The sequence below is a fragment of the Sphingomonas sp. S-NIH.Pt15_0812 genome, from assembly GCF_003951315.1.
Lineage (GTDB): Bacteria > Pseudomonadota > Alphaproteobacteria > Sphingomonadales > Sphingomonadaceae > Sphingomonas.
Genome location: NZ_QLJH01000027.1, coordinates 1 through 15,312, shown reverse-complemented (window position 1 = coordinate 15,312; position 15,312 = coordinate 1). Strand labels below are relative to the sequence as shown.

General features: G+C 67.4%; 13 protein-coding genes and 1 tRNA gene. 8 read left to right on the top strand and 6 right to left on the bottom strand.

Going from position 1 to position 15,312, the window contains the following annotated elements; all coding sequences use genetic code 11:
- Window positions 1-147: 147 nt before the first annotated feature.
- Together BRX43_RS15520 and BRX43_RS21180 are read right to left on the bottom strand one after the other, a co-directional pair.
- The gene (locus BRX43_RS15520) at window positions 148-2,673 is read right to left on the bottom strand and encodes a S8 family serine peptidase (RefSeq protein WP_164523631.1); all 2,526 of its coding nucleotides are present in this window, start codon (window positions 2,671-2,673) and stop codon (window positions 148-150) included.
- A 133-nt stretch (window positions 2,674-2,806) separates the two neighbouring features.
- Entirely contained in the window at window positions 2,807-5,380 is a 2,574-nt protein-coding gene (locus tag BRX43_RS21180) for a S8 family serine peptidase (RefSeq protein WP_125996005.1), read from the bottom strand.
- 762 nt (window positions 5,381-6,142) lie between these two features.
- Here BRX43_RS21180 and BRX43_RS15510 point away from each other — a divergent pair.
- Window positions 6,143-6,925: an SDR family oxidoreductase gene (locus BRX43_RS15510; protein ID WP_125996004.1), complete on the top strand. Its 783-nt coding sequence runs from the start codon at window positions 6,143-6,145 to the stop codon at window positions 6,923-6,925.
- A 37-nt stretch (window positions 6,926-6,962) separates the two neighbouring features.
- Window positions 6,963-7,712: a dienelactone hydrolase family protein gene (locus BRX43_RS15505; protein ID WP_125996003.1), complete on the top strand. Its 750-nt coding sequence runs from the start codon at window positions 6,963-6,965 to the stop codon at window positions 7,710-7,712.
- 331 nt (window positions 7,713-8,043) lie between these two features.
- On the opposite strand, the gene BRX43_RS15500 is transcribed toward BRX43_RS15505, so the two are convergent.
- Window positions 8,044-8,577, bottom strand: coding sequence for a flavin reductase family protein (locus BRX43_RS15500; protein WP_206433243.1), 534 nt, complete (start codon window positions 8,575-8,577; stop codon window positions 8,044-8,046).
- A gap of 339 nt (window positions 8,578-8,916) precedes the next feature.
- Here BRX43_RS15500 and BRX43_RS15495 point away from each other — a divergent pair, with 339 nt between their 5' ends.
- The gene (locus tag BRX43_RS15495) at window positions 8,917-9,951 is read left to right on the top strand and encodes a PHB depolymerase family esterase (RefSeq protein WP_241214992.1); all 1,035 of its coding nucleotides are present in this window, start codon (window positions 8,917-8,919) and stop codon (window positions 9,949-9,951) included.
- 197 nt (window positions 9,952-10,148) lie between these two features.
- Here BRX43_RS15495 and BRX43_RS15490 read toward each other — a convergent pair.
- A tRNA-Leu gene (locus BRX43_RS15490) sits at window positions 10,149-10,235 on the bottom strand.
- A 100-nt stretch (window positions 10,236-10,335) separates the two neighbouring features.
- Window positions 10,336-11,121 carry a zinc-ribbon domain-containing protein gene (locus tag BRX43_RS15485; protein WP_125996001.1) on the bottom strand — a complete coding sequence of 262 codons (786 nt, stop codon included), beginning with the start codon at window positions 11,119-11,121 and terminating at the stop codon, window positions 10,336-10,338.
- Between the two features lie 145 nt (window positions 11,122-11,266).
- Between BRX43_RS15485 and ftsE the strand changes: the two genes are divergently transcribed.
- Genes ftsE through BRX43_RS15465 form a run of 4 tightly spaced genes read left to right on the top strand, consistent with a single transcriptional unit; the run spans window position 11,267 to window position 14,056 of the window.
- Window positions 11,267-11,968, top strand: coding sequence for a cell division ATP-binding protein FtsE (gene ftsE / locus BRX43_RS15480; protein WP_125996000.1), 702 nt, complete (start codon window positions 11,267-11,269; stop codon window positions 11,966-11,968).
- Complete coding sequence (locus BRX43_RS15475) at window positions 11,965-12,843, top strand: FtsX-like permease family protein (protein ID WP_125995999.1); 879 nt, start codon at window positions 11,965-11,967, stop codon at window positions 12,841-12,843. Before ftsE ends, BRX43_RS15475 begins: the two co-directional genes overlap by 4 nt.
- Entirely contained in the window at window positions 12,840-13,370 is a 531-nt protein-coding gene (locus BRX43_RS15470) for a YdcF family protein (RefSeq protein ID WP_125995998.1), read from the top strand. The genes BRX43_RS15475 and BRX43_RS15470 overlap by 4 nt, the downstream gene beginning before the upstream one ends.
- Window positions 13,367-14,056 (top strand): lysophospholipid acyltransferase family protein, encoded by a 690-nt coding sequence (locus BRX43_RS15465; protein WP_241214991.1) that lies wholly within the window; start codon window positions 13,367-13,369, stop codon window positions 14,054-14,056. Before BRX43_RS15470 ends, BRX43_RS15465 begins: the two co-directional genes overlap by 4 nt.
- Before the next feature lie 7 nt (window positions 14,057-14,063).
- Here BRX43_RS15465 and BRX43_RS15460 read toward each other — a convergent pair whose 3' ends face one another.
- Window positions 14,064-14,420, bottom strand: coding sequence for a hypothetical protein (locus tag BRX43_RS15460; protein ID WP_125995996.1), 357 nt, complete (start codon window positions 14,418-14,420; stop codon window positions 14,064-14,066).
- Between the two features lie 121 nt (window positions 14,421-14,541).
- On the opposite strand from BRX43_RS15460, the gene BRX43_RS15455 reads away from it, so the two are divergent.
- Window positions 14,542-15,312: SIMPL domain-containing protein (locus BRX43_RS15455; protein WP_125995995.1), on the top strand; the 771-nt coding region annotated here is incomplete at its 3' end.

Genomic DNA, 15,312 nt, shown 5'->3' with positions numbered 1-15,312 from the left:
TCTAAGCAGAAGCTCGTCGTCAACCTCATTGATCTGGAGCAAGGTTATGGCGCTGCATCGCAACGATCAACGAAAATTATCCTGGATCATGGATTTTACATTACCAAAATGGCACAGTTGTCATGATCCAGGATTGCAGGCTCGGGATCACGCGAACAGCTGCACGCCCCCGCTCATCGATCCGGCCATGGCATCGTAGAGGTAGAAGCCCGCCTCCACGTCGTTCGCCGGTGTATGCGTCCCCTGCGCATCGAAGCTGGCGGCCCCGCCGGACGCGGCAACGAGCTGGTCGACCAGGCCGGCAGCCACCACGCCCGGCTGACCGGCCGCCTCCTGCACCACCCGCCCGGCATCGGCGGCGGCGTCGGCGACATAGGCGTAATAGAAATAGCCGTCCTGCCGCCCCAGCGCCTGGAGCGTCGCGCCCGAGGCCCCCTCCAGCAGCACGGTATTGCCGTTGGCGGCGCCGTCGAGCAGCAAGGTGGCATTCGCGCCCACCGTCAGCGTGCCGTCCGCCCCCTCGCCCTTCAGTGCCCGGACGGTCGCGATGATGTCGCCCCGGCTCCAGTCGAGGATCGTGTCATGGCCGCTGCGCGCATCGAACACGAACCGGTCGCGGCCGGTGCCGCCGAACAGCATGTCGTCCCCCATGCCGCCGTTCAGCACGTCGTCGCCGCGCATCCCGTAGAGCCTGTTGCCGGCGCGGTTGCCGATCAGCACGTCGTCGCCGTCGCCGGTCACGACATTCTCGATCAGCGCGGCGCGATCGATGGTGAAGGCCTTGTTCCCGCCGAAGCTGGTCGCCTGGCCGCCGACCAGCGACACCACCACGTCCTTCGACACCGCCGCCGCGTTGATCCAGTCGGTGCCGCCATTGGTGTCGCTCAGCACCCGCCGGCCCTGCTCGCCGTCGATCGCCGCCATGGTGAAGAACTCGTTCGTGTAGCTGTACACATCGTCGTTCGTCGGGGCCGAGCCGTACAGGTCCATCGTCAGGCTGTGCACCGTCAGCTCGGTGCTGAGGATCGCGGGCTTGCCATCGACGGTGACCGACCGGGCATAGGTGGCGAACTCCAGCGTCCACGTTCCCTTGCTCTCCACCCCCTGGAACCCAGCAAAGCCAAAGGTGAATTCCTGCACGCCATCGGCCCCCTGACGCTGGCCGGGCTGGGTGGTGAACGCCTCCGTCCCGTCGGGCGCGATCAGCCGCAATTGCGCGTTGCTCATGTCGGACGCGTAGCGGGTGGTGGAATGGTCGCCTGTGTCGAGCATCGCCATGCTGGAGAAGCGCAGCGTCAGGTCGACATGCTCCAGGTCCACCGCATCGCCCACCTGGAAGGTGACGCGCACCGGCGTGCCGACAAAGCCCATCTGCGCGTCGCGTCCCGCCGACAGGATGCTGGTGTCGGCATGGGCGGTCAGGCCGATATCGGTCTGCACGGCGGCATGGGCTTCGTTGGCGGAGGTCTTGGCCGGGCCGAACAGCGACCACACCTCGGCCATCCGCACCGCGCTATAGGCGTCGACCGCGCCGTATCCGTAATCATTGCTGTAATGCAGCCCGCCACCGTTCACATGACCGGCGACGCCGCCGATTGCGAACTGGCGCTCGTTCATCAGCACCGTGCGCTCGGCACCCGCGATAAAGCCCTTATAGGCCACCGGCCCTGTCTCGAACGCGATCGGCATCATGGCGGACTGGGCCAGGATCGTACGCACGTCGCGCCAGCCCAGCCCCTCGTTGGCGTCGAGCATCAGCGTGGCGACGCCCGACACCATCGGCGCGGAGGCGGAGGTGCCGCTGAACCAGTTGGTGTAATCCGACTTTTCGGCATTGGGACTGGCGTCGTTCAGATCGTCCCACCAGTTGATCCCGTCATCGCCGGCCCCCAGTATGTCCGTCGTCACGACCCCGGTGCCCCCCATCGAGGCGCGATCGGACGACGGCGCGGTGACCAGCAGGTTGGGGCCGCAATTGCTATAGCTGGATGCAACGCCATCGACCTGGCGATAGGCACCGACCACGATCGTGTGCCGGGTGATGTCCTCGCCGCTGCCCTGGTTGTCGACCGCGCTATTGCCCGCCGACTTCACGGTGATCGTACCGAGCCCGCCACGCCCCAGTTCGGCAAGCGCGGCGAAGCCCTTCGCATAGCGAGCAGCATAGCTGTCCACGGATCGCGAGTAGACGGTGGTGATGGGGACGTCGCCGCCGCCCCAGCTGTGGTTGACGACATCATATTGATAGGCTGCCGCCTTCAGCGCCAACCAGAAGTCGGGACCATCGACATAGGCGGGCGACCAGTTCGCATAGATCGCTACCGCCGTCAGCTTGGCGTCATACGCGACACCCATTCCGCCCCGGCCGTTTTTCGCCGCGGCGATGATTCCCGCGCACGCGGTGCCGTGATACGGACCGTCCCAACTGCCCCCGAGAACCCAGCCGTTGACGTTGAGATTGTTGGAATAATCGTAATTGGCCGCCAAATCCCAGTGCCGGCCCTGCGCGCCGTCGTCGAACAGGCCAACCTTCACGCTCTTACCGGTATGGTCCTGCCAGACCTTGGCGATGTCGCCCAGGTAGCTCAGATGCCATTGCGCCCCATATTCGGCGTCGACCGCGCCGGGATCATGGATGGGCATCGCCAGCGTCACCGCCTGCCCAGTCCGCATGTCGAAGGAGACGTTCCTGGGTAATTGGAAACCGGGCAGAGGAGACGTTTGGACGGTCATGTCACGGTCTTTCGATTAGCAATCATGGAGGAGGGAGCGGCCCGCGCCCCCCAGCACGGGCCGCTCCGCAGGTTCAGGCGAAGAGCTGGACGCCGCCGTTCATCGACCCGGCCATCGCGTCGTAGAGGAAGAAGCCGGTGTCGGTCGGATGCGCCGTCGACGCCGCGTCATATGCGCCGAAGGCCGCGGCACCGTCCTCCACCGCGCCGCTGGCGGAGGCGACCATGTGGTCGACCATGCTGGCGGCGGCGGCGGCAGGGCTGCTGGCGAACTCCTGCACCACCTTGCCCGCATTCGCTGCCGCATCGGCGACATAGGCGTACCAGTAATAACCGTCCTTCTGGCCCATCGACTGAAGCTTCGCGCCCGACTCGGCGCTCAGCAGCACGGTGTTGCCGTTGGCGGTGCCGTCCAGCAGCAGGGTGGCGTTCGCCCCCACGATCAGCGTGCCGTCCGACCCGACGCCCTTCAGCGCCTTGACCGTCTGGATGATGTCGCTCCTGGTCCAGTCGACGATCGTGTCATGGCCGCTGCGCGCATCGAACACGAAGCGATCGCCGCCGGCGCCACCGAACAGGATATCGTCGCCCATGCCGCCGTTCAGCACGTCGTTGCCGCGCATCCCGACCAGGGTATTATTGCCGCGATTGCCGACCAATGTGTCGTTGCCGTCGCCGGTCACGACATTCTCGAACACGCTGGTGCGATCGATGGTGAAGGCCGCCTTGCCGCCGAAGGTCGCGGTCTGGCCGCCCACCAGCGAGATCACCACGTCCTTCGACACCGCTGCCGCGTTGATCCAGTCGGCGCCGCCATTGGTGTCGACCAACGTGCGGCGCGCACCCTCACCGTCGATCGCAGCCATTTTGAAGAACTCGTTGGTGTAGGTGTAGACATCATCGTTCGATGGCGTCGACCCGTACATATCCATCTTCAGGCTGTGAATGGTGAGAGAATTATATGCCTCCCCATACATTTCGACATTGAAGGCTGAGAATTCGAGCGTCCACACGCCCTTGCTATCGACACCATGGAAATTCGAAAATCCGAACTGGAAATGATTATCCTTGTAGCTCTCCAAAGTCCCAATCTCACCGAGAGACGTGAACGACTCGGTGCCGTCGGGAGCGATCAACTTCAACTGTACGTTGAACAAGTCGGTAAAAGACTCTCTCCCGGACCAGTTGGTCAGCTGGGTGAAATCGATCGCCAAATCGACATGTTCGAGATCGATGGCGTCCTTGACCTCGAATTGGAAGCGGACCGGCTTGTTGATGAAGTCGTGCTGCCGGTAATACCAGTCGATATCGACCGGTGCGTTGGTGCCTGTCGCCGTCAGGCCGACATTGGCGGAGACCGCCGCATGGGCTTCGTTGCTTGACACTTTGGCCGGGCCGAACAGCGACCACACCTCGGCCAGCCGCACGGCGCTATAGGCATCGACAGCGCCATAGCCATAATCATTGCTATAGTGCATCGCGCCGCCATTCCAATTGGCCGCATGACCGGCCAGTTTGAACGACTGCTCGTTCATCGACGTGTAGTAGACGCCGCTGTTAAGGACCGTGTTGATGAAGACCGGACCGGTGTCGAACGAGATCGGCATCTTGGCGGAGGCGGCCAGGATGTTGCGCACGTCGCGCCAGCCCAGCCCTTCATTGGCGTCGAGCATCAGCGCGGTGACGCCGGCCACGATCGGCGTCGCGCCCGACGTGCCGCCGAAACTGTCGGTATAGTCGGCGGGCGCACCGGGATCCCCGCTGAAATTATAACCCCGCCAGCCGAGCAGATCGGCCGCGAACAGCCCGGTTCCGCCGAGATAGGCCGAGTCGTTCGACGGGGCGGATACGAGCAGATAGGACCCGTTGTTGCTATACGAGGATGCGATGCCATCGACCTGCCGGTAGGCGCCGACGGTCACGACGTGCCGGGCGCCGTTGATCGCGTCGGCTGTACCGTCGCGGCTGTCGTTGCCCGCCGCCTTGACGAAGATCGAGCCGAGCCCATCCCGCCCGGTATCGGCGATGTGCTCGACCGATTTGGCCATGGCCGCGAACTCGCCGCCCTCCGTGTCGCGCGAGTTGCCCAGGCCGGCGGTCACCATGCCAAAGCCCCAGCTGTTGCTGAGGATGTCGAACTTGCCGCCTTGCCCGATCGAGAAGGGCAGATCAGAGGCGTCGGAGGTCCTGTCGAAGATGTTCACGCCGGTCAGCTTGACATCATAGGCTACGCCGACGCCGCCACGGCCATTGCGCGCGGCACCGATCAGACCGGCGCAGGATATGCCGTGCGCTTGATCATCGGGATCTCCCGAGGTGAAGACCGGCTCGCCGCTGAGGCGATTGCCCCTCTTGTCGACGATCTCCTTGGACGTGTCCATGTTGGCGGCGACATCCCAATGCTCGCCCTGGATGCCGGTGTCATAGACGGCGACGCTGACGCCGCGGCCGGTATAGTCCGCCCAGATCTTGGTCAGGTCGCCCAGATAGCGAAGGTGCCACATCGAGCCGGCCTCTCTGCTATAGAAACCCGGCGAATAAAGATTCATGTCCAACGCGATGGCCTTGCCCGTGTTGGCGTCATAGCTGATGCCGGCTGGCGGATCGATGTCGCCGATGTTTACGGCGGATGTCGTGTGCGTCGTCATCAATACACTTCCTTGCGCTGAATCCTCGTGGACCTGATGCTAGACCGGTGCGACGCGCGACGTTGGCGCGCACCGATCCGATCGGAGCGACAGCATCGCTCCGAAGAACCAATTTGACCTCGCATATGATGGATCGATTTCCGATCTATCCAGTATTTCTCTTCACGGCCCTATGACAATACGGACGTCAACATTGATCATCACCTGTATCCAAGCGGCAATGTCCGAGTCTCGTCTTGTCCTCACCCCCCTCGACCTGAAGAATGCCCCCGAACTTCCAATTCTGCTCTGCGATCGAAATAAGTCATCTTACCTAACGCATGTCAAGCATCCCTGGCGTCCCGATTGGACTCCTCACATTGACCGCTCAATGGTGCTGTTGTTTTTAGGAAATGTCGCGAAAACAACGTCATACTATTGTCATGCGGTTCAAGTCGAACCCGGATCAGCCGCATTTCCGAAACGGCGTATTATCAATTCCTTAGCGCTCGGCACCTTTGAATGCCAAGATCCATCTTGGTAGACAACTATTCCATGTCACTGAAAATGGACACGTATTTCTGCCACGCTGAAAACGCGCCGCCCGTCATCAACATGCCGGAAATTTTTAACCGAACCCCTTCCCGATTCTGCTTCAAATTGGGACAAGGTCTTTGGTCGGGCTGCGGCGCCGAGCAGGCTCCGGCATCGCGATTTCGCGCCATGGCTGGTCGCGGCTGCGGGATTGCGCCAAGGCAGGTTGAGCTTGACCAAGGAGCGATCATGGATCTGGGAATTGCCGGCCGCACCGCCATCGTCTGCGCCTCCAGCCACGGCCTGGGCCGTGCCTGCGCGACGGCGCTCGCCCGGGCGGGCTGCACGCTGGTGGTGAATGGCCGCGATGCCGATGACGGCGCGGCCAGCGCCGCCGCGATCCGCGCCGACACCGGCGCGACCGTCACCTTCGTGCCCGGCGACCTGGGCGATGCCGATGTCCGCGCCGCGCTGGTCGAGGCGGCGGGCGGGGCGGTCGACATCCTGGTCAACAACAATGGCGGGCCGCCCGCGCGCGACTTCCGCCAGCTCGACGGCGCGGCGATCCATGCCGGGGTGGAGGCCAATATGGTCGTGCCGATCGACATGGTCCGCCGCACCGTCGACGGCATGGCGGCACGCGGCTGGGGGCGCATCCTGTGCATCACCTCCGCCTCGGTGAAGCAGCCGCTCGCCGGGCTCGACCTGTCAAGCGGCGCGCGAATCGGGCTGACCGGATTCCTGGCGGGCGTGGCGCGGCAGGTGGTGGGATCGGGCGTGACGATCAACTTCCTGCTGCCCGGCGCCTTCGCGACGCGACGGATCGACACGCTCAATCGCGCCGCCGCCGACGCCGCCGGCATCTCGCCCGAGGAAGCGCTGGAGCGCCGCCGCCGCGCCATTCCGGCCGGGCGGCTGGGGGAGCCGGACGAGTTCGGCGCGACCTGCGCGTTCCTCTGCTCGGACCAGGCCGGCTATATCACCGGACAGTCGATCCTGATCGATGGCGGCGCCTATCCGGGCGTGCTGTAGGGGCCGGCCCCGCTTCCCCACCACAAGGAGTACGGCCATGATCCTGCGCAGCGACGAACATGAGGATGTCCCCACCGGCGATGGCGGGGTGATGCGGACGCATCTATTCCGCCCCGCTTTGCCCGGCCGGTTTCCGGGGCTGGTCCTGTTCTCCGAAATCTATCAGGTGACCGCGCCGATCCGGCGGCTGGCCGCCTATATCGCCGGCCATGGCTTCGTCGTCGCGGTGCCCGAAGTCTATCATGAATATGAAGCGCCGGGCACCGTGCTCGCCTATGACCAGCCGGGTACGGATCGCGGCAATGCGCTGAAGATCACGAAGCCCGTCGCCGGGTTCGACGCGGACGCGGCGCTGGTGCTCGACCTGCTGGCCCGGCATCCCGCCTGCACCGGGCGGCTGGGCAGCGTCGGCGTCTGCTTGGGCGGACATCTGGCGCTGCGGGCCGCGTTCGACCCCCGCGTTGGGGCGGCGGCGCTCTTCTATCCCACCGACGTGCATTCCGGCACGCTCGGCGCGGGCAAGCAGGACGACAGCCTGGCCCGGCTAGGCGAGCTGAGCGGCGAGACGCTGTTCGTCTGGGGGCGACAGGACCCGCATGTGCCCTTCCCCGGCCGAGAGGCGATTCGCGCACGGCTGGAGGCGGTCGAGGCCCGCTATGAATGGCATGAGGTGAACGCCGCCCACGCCTTTCTGCGCGACGAAGGGCCGCGCTACGACCCGGCGCTGTTCGCGCAGGCCACCGGCTGGATGTTCGCCCTGTTCGCGCGCACCCTGGCGCAACGCTGACCGGGGATCAGGGGATCGGGCGGGTTCCCGCCTTGTCCGCCTTCTTCATCGTCACGGCCATCACCACCGGGGTCAGCACCGTCGCGGCGGCCAGACATCCGATCAGGATCTCGACATAGATCATGGGCAATCCTCTCCCCCGAACCATTGGTTCTGTTGGAATGGGGATGCTGCGCGTAAATTGTCCGACTGGCAAGCGGAGTCTGACGAAATCTTGGCCGAGACGGATAACGGCTCCTCATCTTCGCTGGCGCAATAGAGTGCCGATCAGGGGCAATCCGCCTTCCGATCCAATTCTTGCCGCAGTTGCGAAGATTTCAACGTGGAATGGTCAATCGCGCGGGGCCAGCACGGCGGAGGCGAAGCCGCCGTCCAGATAGAGCATGGCCGGGGCATCGGCGCGCGATCGCATCGCCCCGACTCGGCCGATCAGGATGCTGTGCGTGCCATAATCATGCAGGTCGTCGAGTTCGCATTCGAACGCGGCGACCGCATCGTTGAGCAGCGGCTGCCCGCCCGGCCCGTCCGTCCACGCGCCGGGCACGAAGCGGTCCGCGCCGTCCAGCCCCCGCCGGGCCGAGAAGATCGCGACGGTCTCGGCATGATCGGCGGCGAGCAGGTTGATGCTGAACGCCCGCGCATCGGCGACGATCGGATGCGCGCTGGAGCGGCGGTTGATGCAGGCGAGCAGCATCGGCGGATCGGCGCAGAGCGAGTTCCAGGCGGTCGCGACCAGCCCGGTCCGCCGCGTGCCCAAAGCGGTCGCGACGATCGCCACGGCCCCCGGCACCAACCGCATCTGCTGCAGGAACCGCGCCCGCACCGCATCCTCGGCGGCAGGGTCGGCAATCGGGCTCTGGGCCAAGGGATACTCCGGAAACGGGGGCGGGCGATCGATCACGATCCTTACCAGCTTGGGTGACGCTTGGAAGAGCGGTGCGTCCGCCCGTCGCCGACGTCCTGCGATCTGTTGCCCTCGAATCGGATCATCACGACAGGATATGGAGGTCCGACACACCCCGTCGGATGGCCCCGAGTCCATGAGCACCATCATGACATCGTGCTGCGGCTATTGTGCAGCGCAGCATAAGCCCCATATCCTTTGATTGGGCGGGCCGATGCGATGCACCCTGGCTGGCCGGTCGAGGAGACTGTCATGCGCAACCTATCCGATACGCTTTCGCGCTTGGCGCGACAATCCGGCATGACCATGCCCGGGGACACCGGCGGCGACCACCTGACCGATATGACGGATTTCGGCAGCAATCCTGGCGCGTTACGGGCGCGCTGCCATGTGCCGGCCGATTTGCCGCCGGGTGCTCCCCTGGTCGTGTGCCTGCATGGCTGCACCCAGTCCGCCAGCGTCTATGACCGGGGCACGGGCTGGTCGACGCTGGCGGACGCGGCCGGGTTCGCCCTGCTGTTCCCCGAGCAGCGACGCGAGAACAATGCCAATCTCTGCTTCAACTGGTTCGTGCCGTCCGACATCGCCCGGCATGGCGGCGAGGCCGAATCGATCGCGCAGATGATCCAGGCGATGATCCTGCGGCACGGACTGGACCCGGCCCGCGTCCATGTCACCGGCCTGTCCGCTGGCGGGGCGATGACCGCCACCATGCTCGCCGCCTGGCCGGAACTGTTCGTGGCCGGCGCGATCTTCGCCGGCCTGCCCCATGCCACCGCCGCCACCGTGCCGCAGGCGCTGGACCGGATGCGCGGCCACGGCCTGCCCGGCGACGCGGCGGCCGGGGCCGCGGTGCGCGGGGCCGCCCCCCGCCCCGTGCGGCGGCCCCGCGTGGCGATCTGGCATGGCACCAGCGATTCGACCGTGGTGCTCGCCAATCGCGACGCGCTGACCCGGCAATGGCTGGCCGCCTATGAGCTGCCGCCCGCCCCGGCCACGGTGGAGGCCGATCGCAACTGGTCGCACCGGACCTGGACCGGGCCGGATGGCAAACCGCTGGTCGAGGAGTGGACGATCACCGGCCTGGGCCATGGCGTGCCGATCGACCCGCATGGACCGGACGAACTGGGCGCGGCCGGACCGCACATGATCGATGTCGGTGTCGCAAGCACCGCGCGGCTGGCGCGGGACTGGGGATTGATCCCCGCCGCCAGCGCGCAAATGGAGCGGGCCGCACCCCGGCCCGGTGCACGGAAAGTCGATCCGGCGCCGGTCGCGAGCGGCGTCCAAGCGACGATCGAACAGGCGCTGCGGGCGGCGGGGCTGATGCGATAGCGTCTGCCCCCCTCAGCGCGGATCGCCTCCGCGCGCATGGCGGAGCGATCCGGGGCGTCGCATCCGCCGCAACGGGACCAGCCGCTTCATAGCATGACGACCTGCCGGAACTCGCCACGCCCCATCCGGCGCGCTGTCGAACTGCGTGTATCACTGTGACGATCCGGCCCGGCCGGCGTCCCCGTCATGCGGGGCGATGGTGCGGTCAAGAAGACTCGAACTTCCACGGCCTTTCGGCCACAACGACCTCAACGTTGCGCGTCTACCAATTCCGCCATGACCGCACATGTCAGAACACCGGGCAACCCGGCATTCGGTAGGCGGGTGCCTTTAGCAAGGCATCCGCACCCCCGCAACTCCCCCCAATGCGTTTTTCTTGGGGCCTCAGCTGCCGTCGCCGACGAAGCTGAGGTCGAGCTGGCGCGAATTGGCCGGCACGTCGAGCTTGGCGGAGTTGAAATCCAGGCTGGCGCCAGGGGCGAGCATCCGCCGCTGCGGCGTGATCGTCCAGCTATAGACGGTGCGCCCCTTGGTGCCGGGCGCGTCCTTCAGTTCGACCAGGATGTCGGGGACGCGCTGTTCGCTGCCGGTCGGGTTGATGACCTGCCCGCTGACCGCGAACAATTCGGAGCCGTTCTCCAGCTCGCGCCGCTCGACCGGCCCGCGCACGAAGCGCAGCGGCGTCTGATCCGTCCCGAAGGCGAGACCGATGCGGCTGGCGAGGCCCGGTGCGCCCGACCACAGGATCGCCCCCGCGCCGATGAGCATCAACAGGCCGGCCAGCACCGCCAGGATCGTCCAGCGCCGCGCCGGGTTGCGGCGCGGGCGGCGGGGCTGCGGCCGCTGGACATGCGCGTCATAGCCGCCGGGCGGCGGCACGATCGGCGGCGGCGGCGAGAAGGGACGCGTCGGGGCCGGCGCGGTCCAGGTCTCGCTGCCCGGTGCGATCGCTGGCGCGGGCGCATAGCCCTGCGGCTCCGAATCGCCCGCCCCCGGAGCCGTGGCCGCGATCAGGTCGGGCACCAGTGGCGATGGCGGCGCATCGGGCGGCGGCAATTCCTGAAACCAGCTGTGCCGGCAATTGGCGCAGCGGACGGTCCGCCCCTCCGCCCCGATCGCACTGTCGGGCACCAGGTAACGGGTGCGGCATTCGGGACATTCGAGGATCATTATGGATGCACGCTTCGCCGATGGGCCACCCCCCGTGGCACGATCCGGCCGATGTGCCATGCCCGTGCCGCGCGTGGCAAGCGTTCAAGCAGCGCAGCCACCGGCTTGAAGCCTCGCCACGGGCATGTAATGGCCCTTTCCACCCATGGCGACGATCGTGCAGTTCGAAAATGTCGGCTTGCGCTACGGCTCGGGCGCGGAAACGCTGAGCGACGTCAGCTTCTCGCTGCAGTCCGGCGCATTCTATTTCCTGACCGGGGCCAGCGGCGCGGGCAAGACCTCGCTGCTGCGACTCATATATCTGGCGCAGCGGCCCAGCCGGGGGATCATCCGCCTGTTCGGCGAGGATGCGGTGGTGCTGCCGCGCGACCGGCTGCCCGGCTTTCGCCGCCGCATCGGCGTGGTGTTCCAGGATTTCCGGCTGGTCCCGCATCTGTCCGCCTGGGACAATATCGCGCTGCCGCTGCACGTCGCCGGGATGCCCGTGCCCGAGATCAACGAGGCGGTGCGCGAGATGCTGGCCTGGGTCGGTCTCGCCGACCGGGCGGAGGCGCGGCCGGCGACGCTGTCGGGCGGCGAGCAGCAGCGCGTCGCCATCGCGCGCGCGGTGATCGCCCGGCCCGAACTGCTCGTCGCCGACGAGCCGACCGGCAATGTCGACCCCGAAATGGCCGACCGGCTGATCCATCTGTTCGGCTCGCTCGGCAAGCTGGGCACCACGGTCGTCGTCGCCACCCACGACCTGCACCTGCTCACCCGCCTGCCCCAGGCGCAGATGATGCGGCTGGATCGCGGCCGGCTGCACGACCCGACCGGGGTACTGCGCTTCCCGACGGCGGCGGCATGAGCGAAAATCGCACCGCGCGGGTGCTGGACGAGGCGCGCGGCCTGCGCGCCATGGTCTGGGTGATGGCGATCATGCTGTTCCTGACCGTGCTGGCCGCGGCCCTGGGTCTTGGCACCGCCAGCGCCGGGCGGCTGCTCGACCGGCAATTGGCCGGGCGGCTGACCGTGCAGCTGGTCGGCGGCGATGCGCGCGCCAGCGATGCCGCCGCGACCATGGTGCTGGCGCGACTGCGGCGGATGCCGGAGGTGACGCGCGCCGTGCCGGTGCCCCGCGCCGATCTGGTCCAGCTGCTCCGCCCCTGGCTGGGCGAGGCGGCGGACGATGGGGAATTGCCGGTGCCGGCGATGATCGATGTCGATCTGCGCGATTCGACCGACGCCAGCGTGGCGCGAGTCGCCGATCGGGTTCGCGCCGCGAGCCCGCTGGCGCGCGTCGACCGGCACCAGAGCTGGATGTCGCCGGTCAGCGGGCTGATGCGGACGCTGACCTGGCTGGCGGCGGCGCTGGTCGCGCTGCTCGCGCTGGCCACCGCGATCGTCGTGGTGCTGACCGCGCGCGCCGGGCTGGAGGCGCATCGCGCGACGATCGAGGTGATGCATATGCTCGGCTCCACCGATATCCAGGTCGCCCGGCTGTTCCAGCGGCGGATCGTGCGCGACGCGGCGCTGGGCGGACTGGTCGGCACCGCCGCCGCCATGGGGATGGCCGCGCTGGTCGGTGGGCAATTGTCGCGGCTCGGCTCCGAACTGCTCGGCGGCATCCTGCTGGCGCCACTCGACTGGGCGCTGCTCGCCACTTTACCCTTCCTGTTCATGGGGGTGGCGACGCTGGCGGCGCGCTGGACCGTCACCCGGGCGTTGCGGCGGACGCTGTGATCGCGCGGCTGTTCGCCTTCGCCACGATCGGCTGGTGCCTGGGCTTCGCGGCGTTCATGCTGCTCCTCCCCAAGCCGCTGGAGGGCAACACCACCGACGCCATCGTCGTGCCGACGGGCGGCGCGGGGCGGATCGATCGCGGACTCGCGCTGATGCGCCGGCACGAAGCGCGGCGGATGCTGATCACCGGCGTCGCCCCCGGCGTCCGCGCCGTCGACCTGGCGCGCACCTATCCCGGATCGACGGCGCTGTTCGCCTGTTGCGTCGATCTGGGCGCGGAGGCGGTCGACACCCGCTCCAATGCCGAGGAAACGTCCGGCTGGGTGCGGCGGCACGGCTATCGCAGCATCCGGCTGGTCACCTCCGACTGGCATCTGCCGCGCGCCAGGATGGAGCTGGCCGCGGCGCTCGGCCGCAATGTCGTGGTGCTGGGCGACGGGGTGCCGGGGACGCCGCGCCTCGCCACGCTGGTCAACGAATATAACAAATTGCTCCTGCGCCGCATCGCCTTATGGATCGGCCTGTGATCCTGTTGCGCAATCTCCTCTTCACCCTGTTCTTCGGCATCGGCTCGTTCGTGATCGTCGGGCTGGCGCCGGTGTCGGCGCTGTTCGGGCAGCGCGCGATGATCCGCCACGCCACCGCCTGGACGCGGTTCCACCATCATATGGTCCGCTGGATATTGGGCATCCGCGTGGCCGTGGAGGGCGTGCGGCCGGCCAGCCCCGTGCTCTACGCCGCCAAGCACCAGGCGATGTGGGAGACGCTGGAGTTGCAGATGCGGCTGGACGGTGCGGCGATGGTGCTGAAACGCGAGTTGGCGAACATCCCGGTCTGGGGCTGGGCCGCGCTGCGCTATGGCGCGATCCCCGTGGACCGCGAGGCCTCGGCCGGGGCGCTGCGCCAGATGATCAAGGCTGCGCGCCACGCCAAGGCGGACGGGCGCTCGGTGCTGATCTTCCCGGAGGGCACCCGCGTCGCACCGGGCGAGACGCCGCCGCTGAAACCCGGTTTCGCCGGCCTCTACGGCGCGCTTGACCTGCCCTGCGTGCCCATCGCCACCGACAGCGGGCTATGCTGGCCGCGCAAGGGGCTGAAGCGGCCGGGCGTCATCACGCTCCGCTATGGCGAGGCGGTGCCCGCCGGTCTGCCACGGCGCGAGGCGGAGGCGCTGATCCATCGCGGGATCAACGCCCTGGAACGCCTCGACTGACCCCGGCTCAGTCCTTGGGCTGGGTGGGCGGCAATTCGGAAGGGGCGATGACGGTGGCGATGCCGTCGGCCTTGATCGCGACCAGCCAGCGCGTTTGCTTGTCGCAGGTCACCGCCCAGGTCGGGGCACTGTCGATGGTGCCGACTTCCTGCGCCGCGGTTACGTCCTGGCAGTCGCGGCCGTCGTCGCGGATCGCGCGCAGGAAGACGCCCTGCTGCTGGCGTTTTGGCAAGGCGCGGACCTTGGCGACATAGTCGTCCTCGGGTGCGGCGATGGTGTTCGTCGCCACGGCGGTATTCTGCTGCGGTGATCCGCAGGCGCTCAGCATCAGCAGGGCGGCGGCGGGCACGAGCAAACGGGTCATCGGGTCCTCCTGTTATCATAGGTCAACGCGATCATAGGCCAGGGGTTGCCGCGCGGCAGCCATGAAATCGCTAGGCGGCGGCTAGGCGCTTGCCTAGTCTCGCCGGATCATCAGGAGGGACATGGCGATGCGGCGAATCGAAGCGGCGGCGATGATGGGGATCGGCTCGCTGTCCGGCCTCGGGGCCCCGGCCCTGGCGCAGGTCCAGCCGCCCCCCGCCGAGATCGGATCGCGCTACATCCCCGCGCCCTGGTGGATGCGCGAGCCGGTGATCGCCTCGCTGGGGGCGGTGCGGGTCGACCTGCCCGCCAACCGTGCGCGCTTCACCGCCCGGTTCAGCGCGGTCGATCGCGATTCGGCCAGCGCCGCCGCCGCCGCGATGCGCAAGGTCGCCAGCCTCGATGCGGCGCTGCGGGCCACCGGCGCGGACCGGGTGCGGCTGACCACCACGGTCGACACCCGGCCGCTCTACGACCAGTATCGCGACAAGGCGGGCAATATGGTCGACAACGAACGCGCCGACCGGATCGACCGTTACGAGGTGACGGCCGCGATCGAGATCGAGGTGCGCGATATCGCCGCGCTCGAATCCACCTATAACAACGTGCTGGCGGCGCAGCCGACCTCGGTCGGCACGGTGTTCTTCACGCTGGAGCCGGACAACAAGACCCGCTCGGCGCTGGCGAACGAAGCGATCCGCGATGCCACCCGCCGCGCCCGCACGGCGGCCGAGGCCAGCGGCACGCGACTGGGTCAGGTGAAGATCATCGATCCGACCGCGCGCGTCTGCCGCACCGACGTGCTCGCCGGCTGGCCGAGCTATGGCGACGCGACGCGGCCGACCATGGTCGAGGCGCAGGAACTGCGGGACGGCGCACCGCCCCCGCCGCCC